Annotated in this window: 15 protein-coding genes; 3 read left to right on the plus strand and 12 right to left on the minus strand. The window is 71.9% G+C overall.

Annotated elements, in window-relative coordinates; translation table 11 throughout:
- Window positions 1-129: 129 nt before the first annotated feature.
- From ACFV6I_RS09360 to ACFV6I_RS09385, 6 genes are all read right to left on the minus strand, one after another.
- Window positions 130-1,548 carry a hypothetical protein gene (locus tag ACFV6I_RS09360; protein ID WP_380424088.1) on the minus strand — a complete coding sequence of 473 codons (1,419 nt, stop codon included), beginning with the start codon at window positions 1,546-1,548 and terminating at the stop codon, window positions 130-132.
- A gap of 65 nt (window positions 1,549-1,613) precedes the next feature.
- Window positions 1,614-5,105, minus strand: coding sequence for a hypothetical protein (locus tag ACFV6I_RS09365; RefSeq protein WP_380424090.1), 3,492 nt, complete (start codon window positions 5,103-5,105; stop codon window positions 1,614-1,616).
- A gap of 31 nt (window positions 5,106-5,136) precedes the next feature.
- Window positions 5,137-7,407: a hypothetical protein gene (locus ACFV6I_RS09370; protein WP_380424092.1), complete on the minus strand. Its 2,271-nt coding sequence runs from the start codon at window positions 7,405-7,407 to the stop codon at window positions 5,137-5,139.
- Between the two features lie 7 nt (window positions 7,408-7,414).
- On the minus strand, window positions 7,415-10,603 hold the full coding sequence (locus ACFV6I_RS09375) for a DUF6603 domain-containing protein (RefSeq protein WP_380424094.1): 3,189 nt from the start codon (window positions 10,601-10,603) through the stop codon (window positions 7,415-7,417).
- Between the two features lie 348 nt (window positions 10,604-10,951).
- Window positions 10,952-12,040 carry a hypothetical protein gene (locus ACFV6I_RS09380; protein ID WP_063352332.1) on the minus strand — a complete coding sequence of 363 codons (1,089 nt, stop codon included), beginning with the start codon at window positions 12,038-12,040 and terminating at the stop codon, window positions 10,952-10,954.
- A gap of 126 nt (window positions 12,041-12,166) precedes the next feature.
- Window positions 12,167-12,661, minus strand: a complete 495-nt coding sequence (locus ACFV6I_RS09385) for a cupin domain-containing protein (protein ID WP_380424096.1) — start codon at window positions 12,659-12,661, stop codon at window positions 12,167-12,169.
- Between the two features lie 578 nt (window positions 12,662-13,239).
- Here ACFV6I_RS09385 and ACFV6I_RS09390 point away from each other — a divergent pair.
- On the plus strand, window positions 13,240-14,517 hold the full coding sequence (locus ACFV6I_RS09390) for an FAD-dependent oxidoreductase (RefSeq protein WP_380424098.1): 1,278 nt from the start codon (window positions 13,240-13,242) through the stop codon (window positions 14,515-14,517).
- 77 nt (window positions 14,518-14,594) lie between these two features.
- Here ACFV6I_RS09390 and ACFV6I_RS09395 read toward each other — a convergent pair whose 3' ends face one another.
- From ACFV6I_RS09395 to ACFV6I_RS09405, 3 genes are all read right to left on the minus strand, one after another.
- Entirely contained in the window at window positions 14,595-14,813 is a 219-nt protein-coding gene (locus ACFV6I_RS09395) for a hypothetical protein (RefSeq protein WP_380424100.1), read from the minus strand.
- An 82-nt stretch (window positions 14,814-14,895) separates the two neighbouring features.
- Window positions 14,896-16,314, minus strand: a complete 1,419-nt coding sequence (locus ACFV6I_RS09400) for an NUDIX domain-containing protein (RefSeq protein WP_380424102.1) — start codon at window positions 16,312-16,314, stop codon at window positions 14,896-14,898.
- A 490-nt stretch (window positions 16,315-16,804) separates the two neighbouring features.
- Window positions 16,805-17,548 (minus strand): hypothetical protein, encoded by a 744-nt coding sequence (locus tag ACFV6I_RS09405; RefSeq protein WP_380424104.1) that lies wholly within the window; start codon window positions 17,546-17,548, stop codon window positions 16,805-16,807.
- A gap of 307 nt (window positions 17,549-17,855) precedes the next feature.
- On the opposite strand from ACFV6I_RS09405, the gene ACFV6I_RS09410 reads away from it, so the two are divergent.
- On the plus strand, window positions 17,856-18,161 hold the full coding sequence (locus ACFV6I_RS09410) for a hypothetical protein (protein ID WP_159398696.1): 306 nt from the start codon (window positions 17,856-17,858) through the stop codon (window positions 18,159-18,161).
- Between the two features lie 37 nt (window positions 18,162-18,198).
- On the opposite strand, the gene ACFV6I_RS09415 is transcribed toward ACFV6I_RS09410, so the two are convergent.
- Together ACFV6I_RS09415 and ACFV6I_RS09420 are read right to left on the minus strand one after the other, a co-directional pair.
- Window positions 18,199-18,639, minus strand: a complete 441-nt coding sequence (locus ACFV6I_RS09415; protein WP_063352326.1) for a hypothetical protein — start codon at window positions 18,637-18,639, stop codon at window positions 18,199-18,201.
- Window positions 18,640-18,766: 127 nt separating this feature from the next.
- The gene (locus ACFV6I_RS09420; protein ID WP_380343541.1) at window positions 18,767-19,354 is read right to left on the minus strand and encodes a TetR/AcrR family transcriptional regulator; all 588 of its coding nucleotides are present in this window, start codon (window positions 19,352-19,354) and stop codon (window positions 18,767-18,769) included.
- A 79-nt stretch (window positions 19,355-19,433) separates the two neighbouring features.
- Between ACFV6I_RS09420 and ACFV6I_RS09425 the strand changes: the two genes are divergently transcribed.
- A complete protein-coding gene (locus ACFV6I_RS09425) occupies window positions 19,434-20,327 on the plus strand; it encodes an NADP-dependent oxidoreductase (protein WP_380424138.1) in 894 nt (297 codons plus the stop codon).
- 91 nt (window positions 20,328-20,418) lie between these two features.
- Here ACFV6I_RS09425 and ACFV6I_RS09430 read toward each other — a convergent pair whose 3' ends face one another.
- The gene (locus ACFV6I_RS09430; protein ID WP_380424106.1) at window positions 20,419-21,051 is read right to left on the minus strand and encodes a tetratricopeptide repeat protein; all 633 of its coding nucleotides are present in this window, start codon (window positions 21,049-21,051) and stop codon (window positions 20,419-20,421) included.
- Window positions 21,052-21,096: the final 45 nt, after the last annotated feature.

The raw sequence follows: 21,096 nt of genomic DNA on the forward strand, positions 1-21,096 counted from the left end.
ACTGGCGCTTGGTGGGCCGGGCGCCGCGCGGTTCGTTGCAGCAGGCCATCGCGGGGCCGGCTCAGGTGAGTTCCAGGGACTTTCCGATCGGAAAGCAGTCCAGCCGGCTCAACCTGCCCGGCGGTCGGACTACTCGAAAACGAATCGGAACGTCTGCCCTTGGTGTCCCACACCCGGGCTGCCGAAGTCGGCCATCACGTCGCGGTGGTCGCCCTTACCGCCGTAGACGAAGACGACCGCCTCCTTGCTCTCGTCGGTGTACATGGTGTTCCAGATCTGGAACTTGGCCTGGCCATCGCTGAAGTTCTTGAGCTTGGCCCAGTCGCCCTGGTTGATGGTGCAGTTGTTGAACACGACTGGGCCGAGGAACTTCACGCCGCCAGTGACGCCGGATGTCGTCATCTTCTGCACGTTGTTGTCCCTGTACCAGACGTCGAGGTCCCCGTTGGCCGTCAGGAGTCCGCCGACGGTGAGGGCGTCGGCGATGGTGACGCTGTTTCCGGTGAGGACCTCGGTGTCGCTGTTGATGCTGAGCTTCATGCTGGAGGGGCCTCGCAGGTCCCGGATCCGGACGATGGCGTCGGCGCCGGTGGCGCTGAGGTTGCCGTCGACGGTGAGGTCGCTGGTGACATGGGCGCCGTACAGGGTCACGGGCTTGGTGTGGTCGCCGCCGTACACGGTCGCCGCGGCGTGGATCTCACCGCCGACCTCCAGCGTCTGCGCGCAGTGCAGGCCTTGGACGTTGCTCTGCCCGGACACCTGGGCGTCCCCGTTCACCGTCAGGGTGCCGAGTGTGAGGTCGGGCTTGTCCACGGTGACGTTGGTGTGCAGGTAGTGGGTGACGGTGTGGCCGTCGGTGGTGAGGCTGGCGCGCAGGTGGAAGGTGGCGTCGCGGGTGAGCGTCGGGGAGGTCCAGGTGCGGGTGTTGGTGACGTCGTAGGACTTGTTCTCGTGGAGCATGGTGTAGGCGGCGCCGTGGGAGGCGGTCCAGGTCAGGGTGACGGTGTTGCCGTTGGTCACGGTGGTGTGGCCGTCGTCGAGGAACGCGGGTGTCAGGTCGCTGAACTGGAAGCCCGGGAAGCACTTGCCGAGTTGGAACTCGGCCGTTCCCTTGGAGGTGTCGCCCTCGTCGTCCTGGGTCCTCTCCAGGATGTCGAGGGTGGTGACGCCGATCTCGCCGTTGACGGCGATGTTGGTGAGCTCGAACAGCACGGCCTTGTCGGTGACTTCGACGTAGCCCTGGTCGCCGGTGGGCACGGCGAGGAAGGTGCCGTCGTCCTCGCGGGCGAAGGTCCAGTCGGCGCCCGGGGTCACCGTGGCGTGGATCTGGTCCAGGTGTTCCGTGAGGGCGCCGGCGCCGGTGCCTGCGACGAGGGTGAACTTGACGGAGACGACGCGGACCGGGTCGGGGCCGGGGTTGGCGGCGGTGACGGAGATCGTGGCCGGGGTGAACGTGGTGTCCGCCGGGGTGATCTCCAGGGGTGAAGGTGCGGTGGTGACGAGGTAGTTCAGGGCGGTGGAGGCGCTGGCTCCGGCGCGGACGAACACTGCTGCTCCTGGGTCGGTAATCCGTGGCTCTGTGGTTCGTGGATCGGTGGTGCGTGGGCCGGTGGTCACTGCTCGTCGGCGGCCGCGCCGCGCAGGCGCAGGCGGCCGGTGCGGGCACTGAGCGGGGCGGCCGGGGTCGGGATGTGGCCGGGGGTGCCGGCGGGTGTCAGCGGGCTGTCCTGCCAGCCGGTGGTGGTGGTTTCGGCCCAGCTCCAGGCGCCGTGGCGGGCCGGGGGGCGGGGCAGGACCCAGCCGGTGGCGGGGCTGCCGTCGGCGCCGGTGACGCCCTGCGGGGTGGTCAGGACCGGGCCGAGGCGGAAGGAGACCTCCATCCGGGAGAGTGCGGGGCTGACGAACTCGGCGGGGACGGTGAAGACGGAGACCGGCAGGATGTCGCTGACCGCGTGGACGGCGCCCCGGGGGTCGGCGAGCAGGGTGAGGTACTGCGGGGTGCCGGCGGTGGTGAGCGGGAACCCGGTGCCGATGCCGGCCAGGTAGGACGGGGCGTCCGACGGTAGGTGGACGGTGTGCAGGGTGGTGTAGTCGTCGCCGCTGGTGTAGCCGATCAGGCCGTCGGCGAGGTTCTCCAGCGCGCCGAGCCGCACGCCCCACCGGTAGTCCAGGGAGACCGGCCGCGGCGCGGTGCTGTTCGGGTCCAGGACGTACTGCCACTGTTCCCAGCTGGGGTCCATGACCGGCGGTCCGTCGAGTTCGAGGGCCAGCCGGGTGCGCAGGAGGGCCAGGGGCCGCCCGGCGAGCACGGTCATGGTGGTGTCGTCCCAGCCGCCGAGCGGGTTGACGGTGTAGAGGGTCTCGTCGACGGCCTTCAGGGTGGCGGCCAGGGCCGACGGGTCGGCGTCGCGCAGGCCGGTCAGGAAGGAGGCCAGGTGCGGGAGTTCGGGGGCGAGGCTGTCGAGGGTGGGGTAGCTGGAGCCCGGTGCCGGGTCCCAGACGACCTGCTGCTGGCCGCTGTCGGTGTAGACCGTCCGGCACTGGCCGAGCGCGCCGCCGTCGGGGTCGAAGGCGGCGAGGGCGGCGTCGAGGTGGTTGGGCAGCAGCCAGCCGCAGACGGGGTTGACGCCCGCGTGCAGGTCGAGCACCTGGCTGTCGTCGGTGGCGCTGACGGCGTCGAAGCGGAGCCGGGCTCCTTGCAGGAGGCGGGGGCGCAGTTCGGCGTAGCGGTAGGGGAACTCCGGCAGGATCGTCGCGCCGTCGTCCGGGCGCACGCTGTCGGCCAGCACCAGGTGCTTCTTGTCGTTGTCGGTGGAGCTGCCGCTGCCCTGCGGGTTGATCGGGTCGGTGACCTGGCCGAACTGGTCGACGACGGCGATCCGGTTGAAGTAGAACTGGCCGGCGCGCAGGTGCGGGAAGTCCGAGGCGGGCCACTTGCCGCTGCGGGAGGGCAGGGCGCCGGGGACGGGGGTGCTCTGGTATTGGGAGCCGATCAGGGTGGCCAGGCCCTTGGCGTCGTCGGGGTGGGCGGCGAGGGCCGGGTCGCGCAGGGTGATGCGCGGGGTGAGTCCGTCGAGGGCCTGGCTGAGCAGGTCCCAGCCGGCCACCTGGTCGGCGAGTTGCTGGAGTTCGTCCTGGGGCGCGTCGGGGTGGGTGGCGCGGTACTGCTTGATCTGGGCGGCGAGGTTGAAGGTGGCGTGCGGGGTGAGGTAGATCCGCCCCGTGTAGGACTGGTAGGCCGGTGGGTCGGCCGGGCCGGTCTTCGTCCAGTGGTAGCGGGTGCCGTCGAACTGCCAGCAGTCGCCGTCGGCGGTGTCGTGCGGGATGGGGTAGTAGGACAGCTCGTAGAGCAGGTAGAGCGGCTTCCAGGGCTGGCGCCAGCTGCTGGTGCCGAGGGCGGGGAGGGTGCCGGTGACCCGCTGGCCGGGGTGGGCCACGGCGTCGGCGAGGGTACCGGCGGCCTGGGCCTGGTCGAGCAGCCAGAACTCGCCGAGCAGGGTGGCGAGGGTGGTGGCCTCGGGCAGGTGGGTCAGGGCCGGCCCGGGCACGGTGGCCGGGGCGGGGGCCAGGCCGCTGCCCAGGTCGATGCCGGTCAGCAGGTGGTCCGGAGTGCGGCAGGGCAGTGCGGCGGTGAGGTCGGCCGGGGCCGGTGTCTTGATCCCGTTCAGCAGCACCACCGGGTCCTGCGCGTGGTGGAACTCGCCCAGCGGGGAGCGCTTGAGCGTGCAGGTCGCGGGGTCGGCGCCGTGCGCGGTCAGGTAGGCCTGGGCGGCGGCGGCGAGGTCCTCGTCGGTGGCGCCCCAGGGGATCGGCTGCTGGTGCCCGGAGCCGGGGTCGCGGCGGGCGGCGATGTCGGTTGCCAGTGCCGTGACCCGGGCGGCGAGGCTGTCCTGCTCGGTGGGCTTCAGGGTGGCGGGCAGCGTGTCGGCGTAGGTGTCGGGGACGTCGTCGAGCCGGTTGAGCCACCAGGCGCCGTACAACTTCCACTGGGTGTCGGCCAGTTGGCGCACCTGGGCGTCGTGGGCGGCCTGGTCGGTGTTGAGCTTGGCGCAGAGTTCGGCGCCGGCGGTGCCGTCCACCAGGTCCCAGGTGTAGCCGCCGTGGGTGGAGCCGAACCAGGCGCGGTGGATGGACTGGTCGACGGACTCGGTGCCCGCGTCGTCAAGGCCGTCGAGCAGGCCGTGTGCCAGCGCCTCCAGCCAGGCGGCGTCGTCGGCGTCGGTGCCCTTGGCCACCAGCAGGGCGGTGAGCGCGTCGACGGAGCTGTTGCCCACGGCGACGTCCACGTCCACGCCCTGGGGGCGGTCGGAGGCGGGCACGCTGCCGGTCTTGTCCCAGTTCAGGCCCAGCACCTGACCGGTGTAGAGGGTGCGGTCGGTGGGCGGGGTGTCGGCGGTGGGATCGGCGGCCAGGGCCCAGCCGAGGTCGGCCAGGCTGGTCGCCTCGTGCAGCGGGTCGGCGCCGGGTGCGGAGTACCAGCCGGTGACGAGGTAGCTGAGGGTGTTCTGGTCCGCGACGCCCGTGAGGTCGTCGTGCAGGGAGAGCACGTTCTCGTTGAAGGGCTGGAAGGCGGAGAAGGTGAGCAGGCCCGGTCCGGCGGCGGTGACGTACGGGTCCTGCGTGCCGCTCTCGCCCGGCCAGTCGGCGGCGGCGGTGCGCCGTCCGATGTGGACGCTTTTGGCGGTCCCGGGGCGCAGGTAGGGGGTGGTGCCGGTGGCGGTGTCGCCGTCGGCGGGCAGCCAGTCGCTCTCGATCACCCAGGAGTCGGCGGTGCGGCCGGCGGCCGGGCCGCTGTAGCGGACGACGAGCCATCGGTTGGGTACCAGCGGGAAGGTGGTGTCGCCGGTCTCCGGGTCGTGCGCGCCGTTGCGCAGGGCCTGGGGCAGCTGCCACTGGAGGTAGACACCGCCCGCGGTGGTGTCGTTGTTCCAGTGCGCGGCCTGGTTGTTGTCGAAGGGCTCGCCCTCGGGCGGGAGGTTCTGCGCCAGCAGGTTGAAGTTGGCCTGCCAGCGGATGAACGGCACGCTGAAGCGGACTTCGTCGTTGACCGCCAGGGCGTCGACCTGGACCGGGACGATCAGCGGTCCCTTGTCGTCGTTCGGCATGGTGCTCGCTTTCGTCAGGATCGCTGGAGGGTCATCGCTGGAAGGTCATCTGCTGGGCTGCCTTGACCATCTGGATCGCCCAGCCGGCCGCGCTGAGGCCGCCTGCCTGGGCGTGGTCGCCGAGGGCGGCGGTGATGGCGTCGCCGATCCGGGTGACGTCCAGCACCCGGGTGTCCGGGTCGAGGTAGCCGCTGACCTGCGGCAGCTGGACGCCCGGCAGCGTGGTGCCGATGTCGTCGCCCTTGAGGTTGCGCAGGTGCAGGACGTCGCCGTCCTGGATGCCGAAGTGCAGGCCCTGGGGCGGCTCCGCCACCACGAGCCGGTCCACGATGCCGTCGGCCAGCACCAGCAGCACGTCCTCGCCCACCGTGTCGGCGCGCAGCACCGTCAGTTCGTCCTCGCCGGCGTACAGGTGCATGCGCAGGGCGGGCCAGCCGGGTACCAGGCAGGAGCGGACCAGGAAGCCCGAGAGACGGGCGGGCAGGTCGGTGAGGGCGTCGTGCAGCAGCGTGCTGAGGTCGCTGTCCAGGCTGCCGGAGATGCCGATGCTCAGCGCCCCGTCGACGAGGGCCGTCTGCCAGGCCCGGTCGACGTAGCAGAAGCGCAGGCTCTCGTTGGGCAGCAGTTCCTGGCGGGGCACGAGCTGTTCCAGGGGCACCGGGTGGAGCAGGGCCAGGCGGTCCAGCCAGTCCAGCACCGGGTTCGCGGCATCGGCGGTCGCCGCCCGCAGTGCCTCGCGCGCCTCGGGCCGGGCCAGCTGGCCGCGCAGCCACGGCGCGGCGGCCTGGAGGGGCGGGGCCGGTCGCGCCTGGGCCAGCCGCGGGCCGGCGGCGGCCTGGTCCAGCGGGCTCGCCAGCGCGGTGGTGAGGGTGTGGGCGAGGCCGCCCAGGGCGCTCGCCTCGAACGCCTGCCGGGCCGGGCGGGTGCCGATCGCCGAGGGTGCGCCCAGGTGGTCGGTCGCGGCCCGGGTGCCGGCGAGGCTGCCGCTGCCGGCCCGGGCGCGCGCGGCGAGCATCCGGCCCGCGCCGGCCCGGGCCACCGTGCGCCAGGCCATCAGCGCGGGCGGGAACTGCGGGTCCGCGAGCGCGAGGGAGCGGCCCAGGGTCCACGCGGCGGCGTAGCTGACGTCGAAGAGGCCGTGCTCCTCCAGGTACACCAGCCGGGCGTCCGCGTTCGCGCTGTGCTCCACGGTCTGCGGGAGCGGCTGGGTGGGCAGCGGGGTGAGCGGGCCCCGGTACCAGGCGTAGCTCTGCTCGCCCGAGTCGAGCTGGTGGGCCAGCGGGGTGTAGCCCTGGGTGAGCCGGTCGCCGGCCTCGCCGGTGGCGCCGTTCGGCGGCAGCCGCAGTCCCAGCGCGGCGGCGTCCTGGCTGCCGGGTGCGGCCAGGTTCTCGACGAGGGTGCCGAAGTGCGCGCCGGAGTCCGGCAGGGAGCGGAACGACCAGGACCGCAGCGAGACCAGGCGCAGCGGCGCGTTCGCCACCGTGCTGCCGTCGAGGTACGCGGCGAAGCCCTCCAGGGAGACCAGGTGGGCCGTGTACTGGCCGCCGGTGGTGGTGGGGAAGCGGTTGCCCACGACCACCGCGTGCAGGCCCTCGTAGGACGGGTCGTCGCGCAGGGTGTGCCACCAGCGGGGCGGGGTGGCGCGGTGGACGCCGCGCAGCGAGCGGGCCCGGGTGCGGTCGCTGCGTGAGCGTGCCCCGCTGGGCTCGTCCTCGCCGCGCCGCAGGTGGACGAGCCGGCCCAGTTCCCCGGTCCGCGGGGCGATCGCGGCGAACAGCTTCGGGGGGACGTCGATCGTCCGGCACTCGGTGGCCTGGTCCGGCTGTTCGACGTCGGTCAGCTCGGGGGCGATGGCCTCGGTGGCGGGGGTGGCCAGCAGGTCGGCGACGGTCGTCGGCTCGGTGCGGCCGGTGGCGGACGGGTCGCCCGGCAGTTCGCCCTCGGCGAAGAGGAGCACCGCCAGCCAGGGCACGGCCGGCTGCCCGGGGGTGGGTGGCGCCCCCGTGAGGGTGCGTTCCCAGGGCAGTGGCGGGGTGTCCAGGGTGATGTGCGGCAGCAGCTGGTCGAAGGTGCCGGTGGCGCCGTCGGTGGGGTACACCCCGTGCACCGCGCCGTCGGGCAGCGCGAACCGCGCGGCCTGTACCTCAAGGGTGCGCACCACTGGCGTGGCGAAGTAGTCGCCGGTGTCCAGGCCGTCGATGGCGTGCCCGGTGGTGATCTGGTAGGTCCCCGCCTCCAGGGCCGGGACGAGGCTGTCGTGGAACTCCAGGCCGCTGGCGGTTCCGGAATCTTGACTGAGCATCAGGTGGTCACTTTCCGGTCGGGACGAGAAGCGGCTCGGCGGCCAGGTCGCCGCGGGCGAGGTCGGCGTAGCCGCTCAGCGGGCCGGCGGGGTCGAGCAGGTACCCGAGCCCGCCGAGCTGGGCGCGCAGGGCCTCGCGCTTCGTGGCGGTCGAGGGGGCGGCGATGCCGCTGTCGGCGGCGGTGATGGCGGCCACGGTCTGCGTGCTCGTCTGTGCCACGGGGCCGACGGCGGCCGCTCCCGCGTCCAGGGGCAGGGCGCCCTGGGGCAGCAGCGGGTCGAGGTCCAGGACGCCGGGTGCGACCGTCAGCTGTCCGCCGAAGGCCGGTGCCGGGACGGTGACCGTCAGGCCCGTCAGCCGGCCGGGCAGCAGCCCGGTGCCGTTCAGCGAGCTCTCGCCCGGGCCCCACAGCGACTGCGGCACGTTGGAGCGCACCGGCTCGGCGCTCCAGCCGGAGTGGTCGACGTGCTGGCCGTCCTTGGTGATCGTGACGCTGTGGGTGGACGTCAGGTTGCCCTGCTGCATCGGGCGGATGTGCAGCGGGTCCTCGTCCGGCGTCACGGCGGTGCCGCCGAAGAGCACCTTGCTGGCCGGCACCGCCGAGGAGGTGACGAAGCTGAACCCGTGGGTGGAGGCGTACCAGGGGCCGGCGTCCGTTCCGTCGTCGCCCACCCGGGCGAGGGACGAGGGCGCGGTGGGCTTCCAGGACAGCCCGGCCACCGGATTGGCCTGCACGCCCTGTGCCTTGGGCGGCAGCTGGGCCTGGAAGTCGGTCCAGGGGATGGGCGGCAGGTGGTCCGGGCGGCTCTTGCCGAAACCGATGTGGAAGCTGATGAACCACAGGTGGACGGTGGCGTTGCCGCCGATGGGCGGGCCCCACAGCTCCACGTCCACCCCGAGTTCCAGGCTGATCGTGATGTGGACGAACCAGATGTGGATGGAGAACCGCACCCCGATGCTGACGCCCATGGCGACGTCGAAGAAGAACGGCGACCACTGGATCAGCGCGTCCAGGTGCGCGGTGAACCAGGCCCGCAGCGGACCGGTGTCGAAGACCAGCGCCAGCGCACCGCCCAGCATCGCCGCGTGCGGGGTGATGGCCGCGTACGCCTGAGCGGTCAGGGTGAGGGTGTTGCTGATCGACCACTTGATCCCCAGCCGGGGCACGGCGGGGTAGTGGCCGGGCTTGACGAACGCCGGGTGGTAGCCGCCGACGGAGACCACGAAGTCCCCGGCGTGCGGGCTCGGGGGCACCCAGACGCAGAGCGCGAGGCCGCCGGTGGGCTTGCAGTTCTTGTCCAGGATGTAGGACTTGTCGGTCAGTTGGGCCGTCAGGGAGAGCAGCCCCTCGCTCTGCCGGTACAGCGCCTCGGCCGCGATCTGGATCCGTGCCACCTTCGGATCCTTGCCCGCCTTCTGCTCGGCCGCCGTCAGCTTGGGGAAGTCGAACTCCCCGAGCCCCAGCAGCGCGATCACCAGGGACTCGCCGAACTCGACCAGTGCCATGGAACGGAAGTCGGCCAGCTCGAACATCGTCCAGTGCAGGCCCGCCGCGACCCAGATCTCGCCGTCCTTGGGCGCGACCCAGGGCTTGAGCCCGCCGGTCAGCGTGTCCAGCACCTTCATCGGGGTCGAGTCGGCGCCGCCGGTCAGGTTGAGCAGGGGGAAGGTGTCCACCTCGGTCAGCGCCGGGACGCGGACCTCGCTGTGGTAGCCGAAGCCCAGCGAGACGTCCTTGACCCGGAAGGGCGGCGGGCCGAAGCCGGCCTCCGGGTTGGTGCCGGTGCCGAGTTGACCGAAGAGGAAGAGCGAGAGCGTGCCGTCCGCCTTGCGGGCGTAGGAGCCGGCGATCCCGACGCTGATGACCGGCGCCGTCAGCATGCCGTCGCCGTCGTACCGCACCGGCCAGTCCGGAGTCGGGTTCGTGCGCAGCGCGCCGCCCAGCGCGATCGGGTCCGCCTTCGCGCTGATGCCCAGGCCCTTGAGCACGGGGGTTGCCTTGCCGGGGTCGGCCAGCGGAATGCTGACCCCGAAGCCGCTCGCCTCGAACGTCAGGGCGTGGGCGTTGATGCTGAAGTCCGCGGTGACCTGGATCGTGCCCTTGGCGTAGCCGAGGTTGAGCTTGCCCAGCCGGAACGGGCCGCTGGACTCCGCCTTCGCCGGCTGGTCGGCCTTGCCGCTGGGACCCTTGTCCTGCGGCAGGGCGGTCCAGGTGCGCGAGGCCTCGCCGAGCCGGACCTTCACGGCCTCCCGGGGCGTGCCGCCGAGGTCGTAGGCGAGGGACGCCGTGACCCCGCTGTCCAGCGGGCCGGCCGGCAGCTCGGGCACGTTCCCCACGGGGAAGTCGGCCTTGACCGCCTTGAGGGCCTTGTTGAGGTCCGCCACCTCGGTGTCGTCCAGCCCGTCCGTGATGAACAGCAGGGCCACGTGCTGCATCACCAGGTCGTTGGCCGGCGGCACCAGTGCCTTGATGATCGGCAGCCCGGACAGCGACAGCTTGACGGCCGCCTGCACCACGCCGAGGTAGCGCCTGCCCGCGTCGCCCCGGTCCTGGATCAGCAGCGCCCAGGCCACGCTGGAGGCCGGGGCTCCGCCGCTCAGGGCGGCGCTCCCGGACAGCACCAGCGTCTTCGTGCCCTGGTCGTAGCGGAGCCAGACGTCGGTGAGGTTGAAGCCCAGGTCCGCGGGCAGGGCGCAGCCGAAGGACTGCGTGACGTCCGGCAGCTCGCCGCCGCCGGCGCCGTCCGGCACCAGCGGGCCGTCGCCGTCGACCGGTAGGCGGTAGGCGGCGCCGTTGAGCGTGCAGCCCAGGACGGCGCCGACGTCGCCGCCGCGCAGGACGAACCTGGGCTGGGTGAAGCCGAACGTGGACAGGTAGGTGAAGTCCTCGGTCGCTGCCGCCGTGGTGAAGGTCCAGAGACTCAGGGTGAACGCGATGTCGAAGCCGACGAGTTGCTTGCCGTCGGCGTCGGCCGTGAAGGCCACCGTGACCGGCAGGCCGGTCGCTGCCCCCAGCGCGGCGGTGCCGTGGACCGTCACGGCGTGGCTGTCGTGGGTCGCCTTGCCGCCCGTCCGCGAATCGCCGAGGTGGCGCGAGACCAGATCGGCCGCCCCGAGTTCCTCACCGGTGATCTCGAACGTCTTGCCCTGGCTGCCTGCTAGCCGCTGCCGTAGTTCGTCGATGCTCAGTGTCATCAGCCCGTCGGCCTCCCGCCCTGGTTGTGTTCCATCCGGTCCCGGCCCCCCGGCCTGCCCGGCCCCCCGGCCTGCCCGACCCCCCGGCCTGCCCGACCGGCCGGGCGTCCCCGTCATTGGCCCATTTCGGTTCGGGGCATGACAATTGAGCCCCCCTGGACCAGCCAGGGCGACAACGGCCGTGCGTACCACGGGCCTTGACTCGCGAGGACCGGTGAGTGCACGTCCGACACGGGACTGTCGCAGCGTATCCGAGGCGTGCGCGGATAGTGACGGAACGATCCGATCTTGGCCGATACGCATCGCCTACGGCCGAGTCCGACAGGTGTCGTCGAGCTTCCCGCCGCCCTAGGTCCTGCCCGCCCCCGCGGCCCGGAAGGCGGGATAGTGTGGCAGCGGAGCTACATCCCACTCCCGGGCGGCCTTGCGCAGCAGTTGCCGCACGGTCTGCGCGAACGCCGGGAACTCCCCGAGCGTGCTCGCCACGTGCCAGCGGTGCCTGAGGACCTGGCGCCTGGTCGCCACGGGTCGACGTGTCCTGTGCATCGGTCCGTCCTCCACCGTCTGCGGCAGCAGGCGCACGGTTGCGTTCACCGTCCAGACCGCGACGGCCTGCCGCATCCCGGCCTGCCACACCGCGTCCTCGGCCAGCGCCGGGTACACCGCGACGACCTCCGCCCGGTAAGCCTCCTCGACCTTCCGGGCGATCCCCGCCGGCAGGACGAAGACGCACCAGCAGGTGGAGAACGGCGTTCTGCAGTACGCGGCCGTCAGGAACACCGACTGGTAGCAAGCGGCTTCGAAGTCGAGCAGCCGCAGCCCCTGCGGCGTGAGCAGGTTGTTGTCAGGGCAGGTGTCGCCCGGGGTGAACGCCGGATACTCCTCCCCGCCCGCCGTTCCCATGCGAGCGAGTTCCTCGCACAGCCCGGCGGGAGCCGCGACACCGACCGCGTCGAGCACCGCGGGCAGGGCAGCCACATTCCGCGCGATCCACGGCTCGTCATCCCAGGCGGTCATCCCCGTGCCGTACCGGGCCCACAACTGCCTGAACTCGACTCGCCGATCCACCGACTTCGCAGCCAGCCGCCCAAGCGCGCGCGCCCAGGTCACCAGGCCTTCCCCGGCGGCCTTCGCGTCGCTTCCCAGCAGCACGTCCGCCAGCGTCGGTGAATCACCGAGGTCCGCCATGACCAGCAGCGGGACCTTCGGGTCCACCCCCAGCACCTCGGGGCCGGCAAGACCGAACGAGAGCCCGGCCGCCTCCGCGGCAAAGCAGCGCCGGGCCTCCGGCTCGTCGGTGTAGGCCTTGACGATCACGCTCTCCCCGGAACCGGTCCGGCAGCGCAGCACCGTGCTGCGCCGGCTTCCGCCCAAGTCGACGGGCTCGGACAGCTCCGTGTCCAACAGCTCTGCAGCGGCACGCAATATCCCATCCACCCGGGCATCCTGCCACCATGGTCGACCAACAGCTCGATACACCCCTCGGTACGGAAACATGACCGAACGTCAGTGCGTGATCGCCCGAGTCGTCGTTCGAGCCAACCCCCCGGCCGGACGGGCCGGTCAGGGCAGGAAGTGGTCGTGCCGGCCGTAGAGTTCCGCCCAATCCGCCTCGCTCATCGGGCGCTTTCCGGCCGCGATCTCCGAGATTTCCTCGAAGAACGATTCGCGTGGCACGCCCGGCACGAAGAGCATCAGCATCGAGGCCGGCTCGTTGGACTCGTTGCGGAAGCCGTGCACAGCGCCCTCCGGCACGTGCAGGAAGTCACCCGCCTCGGCGTCGATCCACCGTTCACCGTCGTACAGGCACATGATCCCGGACAGGACGAAGAAGGACTCGGACATGGTCCGGTGGAAGTGTGGAGCGGGGCCTGTCGGCCGGGGCCCCAGGTCCAATCGGTACAGGCCGAACGTCTTGTTCGCGGAGGGCGTGTCGACCAAGTAGTGGACGCTTGTTCCCCCCGCGCCGATCAACACGTCCGGCGCGGCGGCGCCGAATCGGAGATTTGCCGTATTCTCGCCCGATTCGCCCCAGTAGTGAGCTATTGGGTAGGACATGGCGGATTTCCCTTTCGAGGCATCGCGTGATTGGTCGGTGGTGGTCCGTCCCCTCGGTGTCGAAGCGACGTGTAGCCGGCCGGCTGCCGAGGGTGCCGGACAGGGCGGCGGCGCTCGGCCCGGCGGCGCCGATCACGGCCGAAGCACCCTGCGCGGCGTGGGCCCGGCGGTTCCACCGGCTCTTCGCAGCCCAAGATGACCCAGACGTCCGCAGGCCCACAGGTCCACGGTGCGCCGAGGCGGCCGTCGGCGCACCCGCAGCGGCCTGGCGATGGCCCCCGCTACGGGGGCGGGGCCTGTGCGGGCACTGGAGGACCTGCGCGCCGAGAAGTCCTGGCGGGCTGTTCCGAGCGGTGGGTCGGCACCCCGCTGCGTGTGACTCCCGGGGACCACCCTCCTCGGACCGGAATACCGGTGGATCCCCTCCACCTGCGGCTCGCTGCTACTGTGGGCCCAGAATCAACGGAATGCGCGAAAAATCGCTCCTGAATGGTGTTTCTGAGCGGCGCCCTCGCGGTGTTTGTTCCCTTCGCGGAACCCCAGTGCTTCCTTCGTGACCACAACGAAGGCAGAAGACTGTGCACCAGCACCGTGTCATCATCGCCGGCGCCGGACTCGGCGGCCTCACCCTCGCCCACGGGCTGCGTGCCCGCGGCTTCGACGTCGCCGTGTACGAGCGGGACCCGCACCCGGACGCGAGGTCGCAGGGCTACCGCGTCCAGCTCGACGAACCCGGGCTCGCGGGCCTGGAACGCTGCCTGCCGGAGCACCTCTTCCGGCTGGGCCTGGCGACCGCGGCCTCGCCGCCCGCCCGGGTCTCCGTCCGCGACCGCCACCTGGGCACGCTCGCGGACCGGCCCACCGCGCCGGGCCCCGACCCCGCCGACGGCACGGCCCGCCCGTACCGCCCGTACCGCTCGTACGCGTTCAACCGGCCGACGCTGCGCCAGATCCTGCTCTCCGGCCTGGCGGACACCGTGCGCTACGGCGCGGAACTGCTGAGCTGGGAGAGGGAGCAGGACGGAACGGTCACCGCGCGGTTCGCCGACGGCCGCAGCGCGAGCGCCGACCACCTGGTCGGCGCCGACGGGGTCGGATCGACAGTACGCCGGCAGCTGCTGCCGCACGCCCGGGTCGAGGACGCCGGACTGCGTCTGATCTACGGCAGGATCCCGCTGGACGCGCTGGACGCGCCGGATGTGCCGGATGCCGGGGTTGGAGCGGCCGGAGGGGCGGAGGCGGCCGCGCTGCCGCCGTGGGTGTTCGACAGCATCTTCACCGTGGTGACCGGTGGGCAGGGAAGTCCGCACGTCGGGTTCGGGCCCGTGCGGTTCGCCCGCCCTCCCGGTGCCGCCGGCCCGGCACACACACCGCCCGTCCCCCTCACCCCCGTCGGCGACTACGTCGCCTGCCTGGTGGGAGCGCCGGCGGACCACCCCGCCATGCCCTCGTTCGAGGCGCTGCGCGGTCTCGACGGCCCCGCCCTGCGCGAGCTGGCCGGACGCCTGGTGGGCGACGACTGGCACCCCGACGTGCACCGCCTCCTGGACCGCTGGGAGACCGACTCGCTGTTCCCGCTGCGCATCTCCACGGCGAGCCCCGTACCGCCGTGGGAGCCGGGCCCCGTCACCCTGCTCGGGGACGCGATCCACGCCATGAGTCCGGTGCTGGCGATGGGCGCGAACACCGCGATCCGCGACGCCGCCGAGCTGACGCGGACCCTGGCCGGGGCCGCGGCCTCCGGTGCGCCGCTGGTGGACGGCGTACGGGACTACGAGCTCCGGATGCGGGAGTACGCCTTCTCCGTCGTGGCCGCCTCCCGGCGAACCGGCCGACAGAGGGTCGGGCAGAGGTAGCCGTTCGGGGCGGGTCCTGGTAGCGGATGGCGGTCCACCCGTGGTGATGACTCGCCAGGAACGGGCTGCCGAGCCGGTCACCCGGGTGGTCGTCGGGGCAGGTCGAGGTGGACGAGGTGCTGGTCGGTGCCGCCGTCGGGCCGGTGCACGGTGCGGTAGGCGTACGGGACGGTGCTGGCAGGAAAGGTGACGATGCCTTCCTCCACGACGGGCCGCTGGTCGGCGATGGCCCGCAGCCGGGCATCGGTGTCGGCCGGCAGCTGCGGCTCGGGCGGGCGGCGGTGGCGGCCGGCCATCGTCAGGCCGACGGCTGCGACGGGGCCGGGCGGCCCGACCGGCCGGTTTCACTCTGGCCGGTTTCGCTGCGCCTGGGCTGGTTCACGAGGTCCTCCTCGCGGGCTGGCCAGCCCCGTCGGTCCCGTCGGCCCCGTCGGCGAGCAGCGGCAGGTAGTGCTGAAGGTACGGCGGGACGTTGAGGTCGAGCACCTCGGCCAGAGGGACCATGCGGACGGCCAGGCCCTCGTCGCCGAGCTGGAGGTCCTCCTCCGGGCCGTCCCAGGCGGCGTGCAGGACGCGGGTGAGCGGGGAGACCAGCTCGTGGTGCGGGCCGGGCAGGATCCGGAGCCCCGTGATCTCGATGCCGGCTTCCTCGCGGACCTCGCGCGCCGCGTTCTCCTGCGGGGTCTCGACGCCCTCGCGCCAGCCGCCGATGGGGGTCCAGTAGCCCGGCCAGGCGATGCCCGGCTTGTCGTCGCGGTGGTGCATCAGCAGCCGGCCGTGCCGGTCGGTGACGAGGACCATGACCCCTTCGAACTCGTCGGCCGGGGAGGGGCGTTCCAGGTACAGCGGCGTGCCGCAGCGGTGGGCGCGCAGTGCCTGGAGGAGCCGCTGGTAGCGGTCCGGTGGCATCAGGTCGCACCAGTCGTGGGCGGTCTCGAAGCGCCACTCGGTGTGCTCGGCCGGGTCGAGCCGGATGCGGGCCTGCTGCTCCCGGGTCAGGACGCCGCCGTCGAAGACGTATCCGCACACCGGCACCGGGTACTCCGTGCCGGCCTGCTCGTGGACGACCGCGACCAGCCGCCGCCGGGCGATCACCTCGGGGTTCTCCGCGGCGAGGTCGAGGCCGAGTTCCTCCTGGGCCTCGCGCAGCGCCGTGCCGAACGGGGTCTCGCCGTGTTCGACGTTGCCGCCGGGGAGGTTCCACACGGCCGGGTTGATGGTCGAGCGCATCCCGAGGACGCGGCCGTCCGGGTCGGTGACCAGGAAGCACCCGTAGACCGTGGGCCGCGCGACGGTGGTGAGGTAGCCGCCGACCGGCCGCCAGCCCGGGATCGCCAGGCGACGGGTGAGCCACCTGATCACCTCGCGCTCTCCGTCACCGGACTGCGGCAGCTGGTCGGGACGGGCCCACTGCTGGTCGTCGTGCTCGGCCGACAGTGTGACCGGGGTGCCGTCCGGCACGACGGCGGTGAACACGAACTGCCGTACCCGCCGGCCGTTCGGGTCGGTGAGGTCCAGGCTCCGCGCGTACTCCAGCGGCAGCCCGGCGAGCCCGGTCTGCTCGGCCAGTTCCCGGGCCGCGCCCGCCTCGATCCCCTCGCCGCTCTCCCGGTCGCCGATCCCCTCGCCGTCCTCCCGGCCGCCGCCCGGGTACTCCCACAGGCCGGGGAGAGCGTCGTGCGCGGCCCGGCGGATCATCAGGACCCGGCCGGAGGCGTCGCGGACCACCACGCCGACGCCGATCCGCTCGATGTCCTCGTGGGCGGCCAGTGCGGTCAGCACCTTGAAATCGATCACTGCGCGGACTCCTCGTTCCCTCGGGCCGACGGGGCTGCTGAGCGGGGGCGCCGGGACGCTCCTCCTGCCGGCGCGCCGGGGCGGGCCGAATCAGCCTCAGGGCAGCCGAGTTGGGGCGGCCGTGTGGTCGGCAGGGGACAGATGATGGCGCTGTTCGAACGCGGGGTTCAAGCAGGCCACCTCCGGGCGCGCCCGGGGCGAACGGGGAGTTTTCGAGCACCGCGCCGCCGTGTCGGGTACGCCCTCCAGCCGGTCGCGAACGGCCGGTCGGCAGGGTGGCGGAGCCCAGCGCACGGGCGGCGAGAGCCTGTTCGAGCGCGGTCGTCAGGCGGGCTTCGAGCCTGCTGCCGACGCTCGCGTGGGCGGCGAGGCCGCGCGGGGAGCAGTCGCCGCCGGCTTCACTCGTTCGGCTGGCCGGGCGGTCCAGGAGGTTTCCGCCGGCGGCCCGCCGACGGGTTCCTGGGCGTTCATAGCACGATCTTGTTCATGTTCACATTTTGGCGCTGATCTCGCCGCCGGTGCTGAGCACCATGTACACGCCGTTGGCGACGGCTCCGGCGTCCTGCTGGTTCGCCTCCAGCGTGCCGTTCACCGCGCCGTCGTTGCCGAGGATCTGCGCGCGGTAGTGGAGTTCGCCGATCTTCGTGACCTTGGCCGTCCAGCCGCCCGCGAGCTTGAACGTGCCCGGTCCCTGGTGCCCGCCGCCCATCCAGGAGTGGGCCGTGCCGTCCAGCGAGAGCACGATGAACATGTCGTTGAAGTCGACCCCGGCGTCGGAGTCGTGCGTCTCCAACGTGCCGTACTCCGTACCGTTGTTGACGATCTTCGCGGTGTAGTTCTGGTTGCCGGTCGCGCGGATCTCGGCCGTGCTGCCGTCCACCAGCTTCTGGGTGCGGACCGGGGACGTCCCCTTGGGCGGGGCAGCCGGCGGCGTGGTGGTGGTGTGGTGCGCGGTGGGCGTGGCGGCCGGAGCAGCGGTGCCGGGCGCGGGAGGCGCGGCCGGAGTGCTGGCCGGCGCGGCGGCGTCGGGAGTGGTGGGAGCGCTGGGCGCGGCGGCCGGCGGGGTGGTGCCCTGCGCGGTGGGCGCGGTGGGCGCGGCGGCCGGCGCAGCGGTGCCGGACGCGGGGGACGGGCTGGAGCAAGCTGTCGCGGTGGACACCAGCAGAGCGGCCGCCAGGGCGGAGCCGGCCAGCGTACGGACGGCGGACGAGCGACGGTTCGTTAAGGTCGACATGCGGTGCTCCTGAGCGAAGTACGGGTGAGGAACAGCTCGTTGCCCGTGGCCTCTCCTGCGGGGACCAGGAGCAACGTGGCTGCGTACAGGAACGAAGTTAGTGTGAGCAGTCGACGAAACAGACCCTGCTATGTCACCAGACTGCTACGCCCTCCCCATGCCCTCACCTGCACCGCAGGCCGTCGAGCCACGGGACCGAAGCGGAAGGGTCGGTTTCGGCCAGTTGTGCTGTTCATGTATACACGCATTCACATCTTCGGAATGCTGGCCGCACATGCTGTGTCGGATCTACGACAAGGAGAAGGTCATGCGTCGAATCGCAGCCATCGGCACCGGGGCGGCACTGCTCATGGGAGCGGGGCTGATCGCCGCGCCGTCAGCCTCGGCGATCTCCTACTGCGTCACCAACCAGGGCCAGAACTGGGGCTCCGTCAACTGCCAGACCAGTGCCCCGAAGAACCACTGGCAACTCGTCCTGATCTGTGAAAGCGACAGCGTCAAGGGCATCCGGCAGACGATCAACGGTCGCTGGCACACCGGCGACGGCTCCGACACCCTGTACTGTTCCACGGGCTACAGCGCCGCCCTCACCAACGTCAACAGCGACAACTGACTGATGGGGATGCGTGCCTGAGCGGTTTCCCGGGCGATCAGCGATCGCGGGCCGGCGCGTCGCGCAATCCCTCCTCGAAGGCCGAGTACGGGTACTGGTCGGTACCGGATCCGGGCATTTCGAGCTTCTTGAGTTGCCCGCCGACGACGTGGGACACCAGCGGCACGGGCAAGGCGTCCGGCCAGAGGCCGGTCCGCTTGCCCTCGGAGAGGACGCGGCGGAACGCGCCGGTGGATCCCCGCAGGCTGCGGCCGTTCGCCTTCAACTCCTCTGCGGCGCACTCGCCGTCGCCTTCGACGACCTGAAGCAGGATCTGCTGCGCCCGGGGCGGCAGGCGGTCGTAGTAGGAGCGGGCCCGCTCCGGTGTCCAGCGGTCGTCGGGCAGCGCGGTCACGACGGCGTCCGGCATGGTGGCGAAGGCGAGCAGCTTCTCCAGCGCCTCGGGGGTCGGATTCTCCACGGTGATCGTGATCCTCATGGTGCAACACCCTTGCAGCCCCGGATCCTGAACACAAATAACCGCAGTAGATGTGTCACAGACACGAAGGTCCCTTCGAGTTGTCGAAGGGACCTTCAGTGCGGTTGCGGGGCTGCTCCGCGACGCTTCACGCGTGTCGAGCAGGGCCGGTGACCTCCCAGGCCGCCTCGATCATCCGGAAGATCTCGTCCACCGCGGCCTCCGGATCGGCCGCCTCACGGGCCAGCGCATAGGCGTCGATCGTGAACCTCGCGATCGCCCGGCAGGCGGTCGTGGTCTGCGGCAGGCCGAGGTCGGTGGCGATGGCCGTTGCCAGCGAGTCCGCATGGCGCAGCCTCATCGAATCCTCGTACTCCCGCAGGGCGGGGGATTCCTCGATCATGCGCCAGATCGGGGCGGCGGCGTCCGCCGTGCAATGGTGCACCAGGGCGTGGATCTCGCGGCGCAGCGCGGGGATGAGCGGCTCGTGCGGCGCCCGGGCGGTGGCCGCCTGGGTGAGGCGCTGCTCGAAGTCGTCGTCCCGCTCGAACACCAGGGCCTCTTTCGAGGCGAAGTGGGAGAAGAGCGTGGTGACGGCCACGTCGGCTTCGGCGGCCACGTCCCGGATTCCCACCGCGTCGTACCCGCGCTCCAGGAAGAGCCGCAGGGCGGTGTCGGCGATCTTCTGGCGGGTCGCGGCCTTCTTGCGTTCGCGGCGTCCGGGCGGCACGGTCATGACCTCACGCTAGCAGATACGAAGGTGGAACAGTTCCGAAACGCTAACCGTTAGTGCTACGGTCGACCGCATGAAGAACATGAAGAAGGTGAGCTTCGCCGAGTTCGGCGGGCCGGACGTTCTGCAGCTCGTCGACGCCGAGCGGCCCCACCCGGGCCCCGGCCAGATCCGCATCGCCGTACGGGCAGCGGGCGTCAACCCCGTCGACTGGAGGATCCGCGAAGGCCAGTTCCTCCAAGCCCACCCGATCGAGTTGCCCTCCGGCGTCGGGCAGGACGCCTCGGGGGTGGTCGACGAGGTCGGCGAGGGCGTCGAAGGGATCGAGGCCGGCGACCACGTGTTCGGCGAGGGCTCAAGCACCTACGCCGAGTTCGCCGTGCTGTCGGCCTGGGCCCGGATGCCCGAAGGGCTGACGTTCGAAGAGGCCGCCGGCTACCCCTCCGTGGTGGAGACCGCGCTGCGCATCATCCGCCAGGTCGGCGTGCGGCCCGGGCAGACGCTGCTGGCCAGCGGCGCGTCCGGGGGAGTCGGCTCGGCGGTGCTGCAGATCGCCCGCGACCGCGGCATCACGGTGATCGGCACGGCCGGGGCCGCGAACCAGGAGTACCTGCGCAGCCTGGGTGCCGTCGCCACGACGTACGGCGAGGGCTGGGTCGAACGGGTGCGGCAGCTCGGCCAGGTCGACGCGGCGCTCGACCTGGCCGGTTCGGGCGTGATCCGCGAACTCGTCGAACTGACCGGGGATCCGCAGAAGGTGGTCTCCATCGCCGATCTCGGGGTGCCGCAGCTCGGCGTCCGGTTCTCCGGCGTGGCCGGGAGCATGCCGGAGGCGCTCGCCGAGGCCGTCGACCTCATCGCGCGGGGCAGGCTCCACATTCCGGTCGAGAAGTCGTACACGCTCGCCGAGGCCGCGGCGGCGCACATCGACAGCCACGCCGGTCACACGCGGGGGCGCCGGGTCGTGCTCGTCTGAGCCGTCTTGTTCTTGACCTGTAGAAACAGGCCGAGGTGGTGGGTGCCACGACCCTGCCGTGGCCCCTTCTGCCTCCCTGCGGCGCGTGTTCTCAGGGCATCGTCTTCCGTCCTGCGGCAGCGGAAGCGGGGGCAGTCGCAGGGCGGAGGCGGGCCCGCCGCTGGGGGTTGAAGGCGGCGGGGGCCTGGCCGAGCAGCAGCTCGACCCGGTCGAGGGCGGTTTGCGTGGACTCGACCAGCCCGGAGTCCCCCTTGGCGATCCGCAGGCGCAGCGCTTCTTGCAGATGGGCCTGGGCGCCTGCGAGGTCGCCGCGTTCCATGAGGTGCTTTCCGGTGTGCTGGAGCGCGAAGTCAAGGAGCTCCGGGTGCTGGCTTCGCGCGGTGTTCAGCGCGCTGCGGTAGAGCGAGTCCGCAGCCTGCACGTCACCGGCGTAGCGGTGCGCGTCGCCGAGGTTGAGCCCGGTGGCGACGACGGCCCGGGTGTTCCCGATCGCTGCGGCCAGGTCGAGCGACTGCCGGAGGAACGTACGGGCTTCCGCGTGGTGGCCCAGGCACATCTGGCCGATGCCGATCCATCTGGCCAGGACCCGAATACGAGCGGGGTCGGTCCCCTCGGGCAAGGCCCGCAGTTCCTCGTGGAGTTGGCCGACCGCGGTGGTCAGCTCGTTCCGGTCGGTGGGGACCATCCGCAGGTTGTCGTCGTGAGTGATGAGGTGATCAAGCACTTGACCCTCCATGGTTCGGTTCTGCTCAGCGTGGCACTACAGCTG

The organism is Kitasatospora sp. NPDC059803, from assembly GCF_042732255.1.
Taxonomy (GTDB): Bacteria; Actinomycetota; Actinomycetes; order Streptomycetales; family Streptomycetaceae; genus Kitasatospora.

Bases quoted from the DNA above. Each gene is read 5' to 3' on its own strand.
- ACFV6I_RS09395 (WP_380424100.1), bottom strand. From the start codon at position 14,813: ATGGCCGGCCGCCACCGCCGCCCGCCCGAGCCGCAGCTGCCGGCCGAC.
- ACFV6I_RS09385 (WP_380424096.1), bottom strand. From the start codon at position 12,661: ATGTCCTACCCAATAGCTCACTACTGGGGCGAATCGGGCGAGAATACG.
- ACFV6I_RS09370 (WP_380424092.1), bottom strand. From the start codon at position 7,407: ATGCTCAGTCAAGATTCCGGAACCGCCAGCGGCCTGGAGTTCCACGAC.
- ACFV6I_RS09375 (WP_380424094.1), bottom strand. From the start codon at position 10,603: ATGACACTGAGCATCGACGAACTACGGCAGCGGCTAGCAGGCAGCCAG.
- ACFV6I_RS09405 (WP_380424104.1), bottom strand. From the start codon at position 17,548: ATGTCGACCTTAACGAACCGTCGCTCGTCCGCCGTCCGTACGCTGGCC.
- ACFV6I_RS09415 (WP_063352326.1), bottom strand. From the start codon at position 18,639: ATGAGGATCACGATCACCGTGGAGAATCCGACCCCCGAGGCGCTGGAG.
- ACFV6I_RS09365 (WP_380424090.1), bottom strand. From the start codon at position 5,105: ATGCCGAACGACGACAAGGGACCGCTGATCGTCCCGGTCCAGGTCGAC.
- ACFV6I_RS09425 (WP_380424138.1), top strand. From the start codon at position 19,434: ATGAAGAAGGTGAGCTTCGCCGAGTTCGGCGGGCCGGACGTTCTGCAG.
- ACFV6I_RS09420 (WP_380343541.1), bottom strand. From the start codon at position 19,354: ATGACCGTGCCGCCCGGACGCCGCGAACGCAAGAAGGCCGCGACCCGC.
- ACFV6I_RS09410 (WP_159398696.1), top strand. From the start codon at position 17,856: ATGCGTCGAATCGCAGCCATCGGCACCGGGGCGGCACTGCTCATGGGA.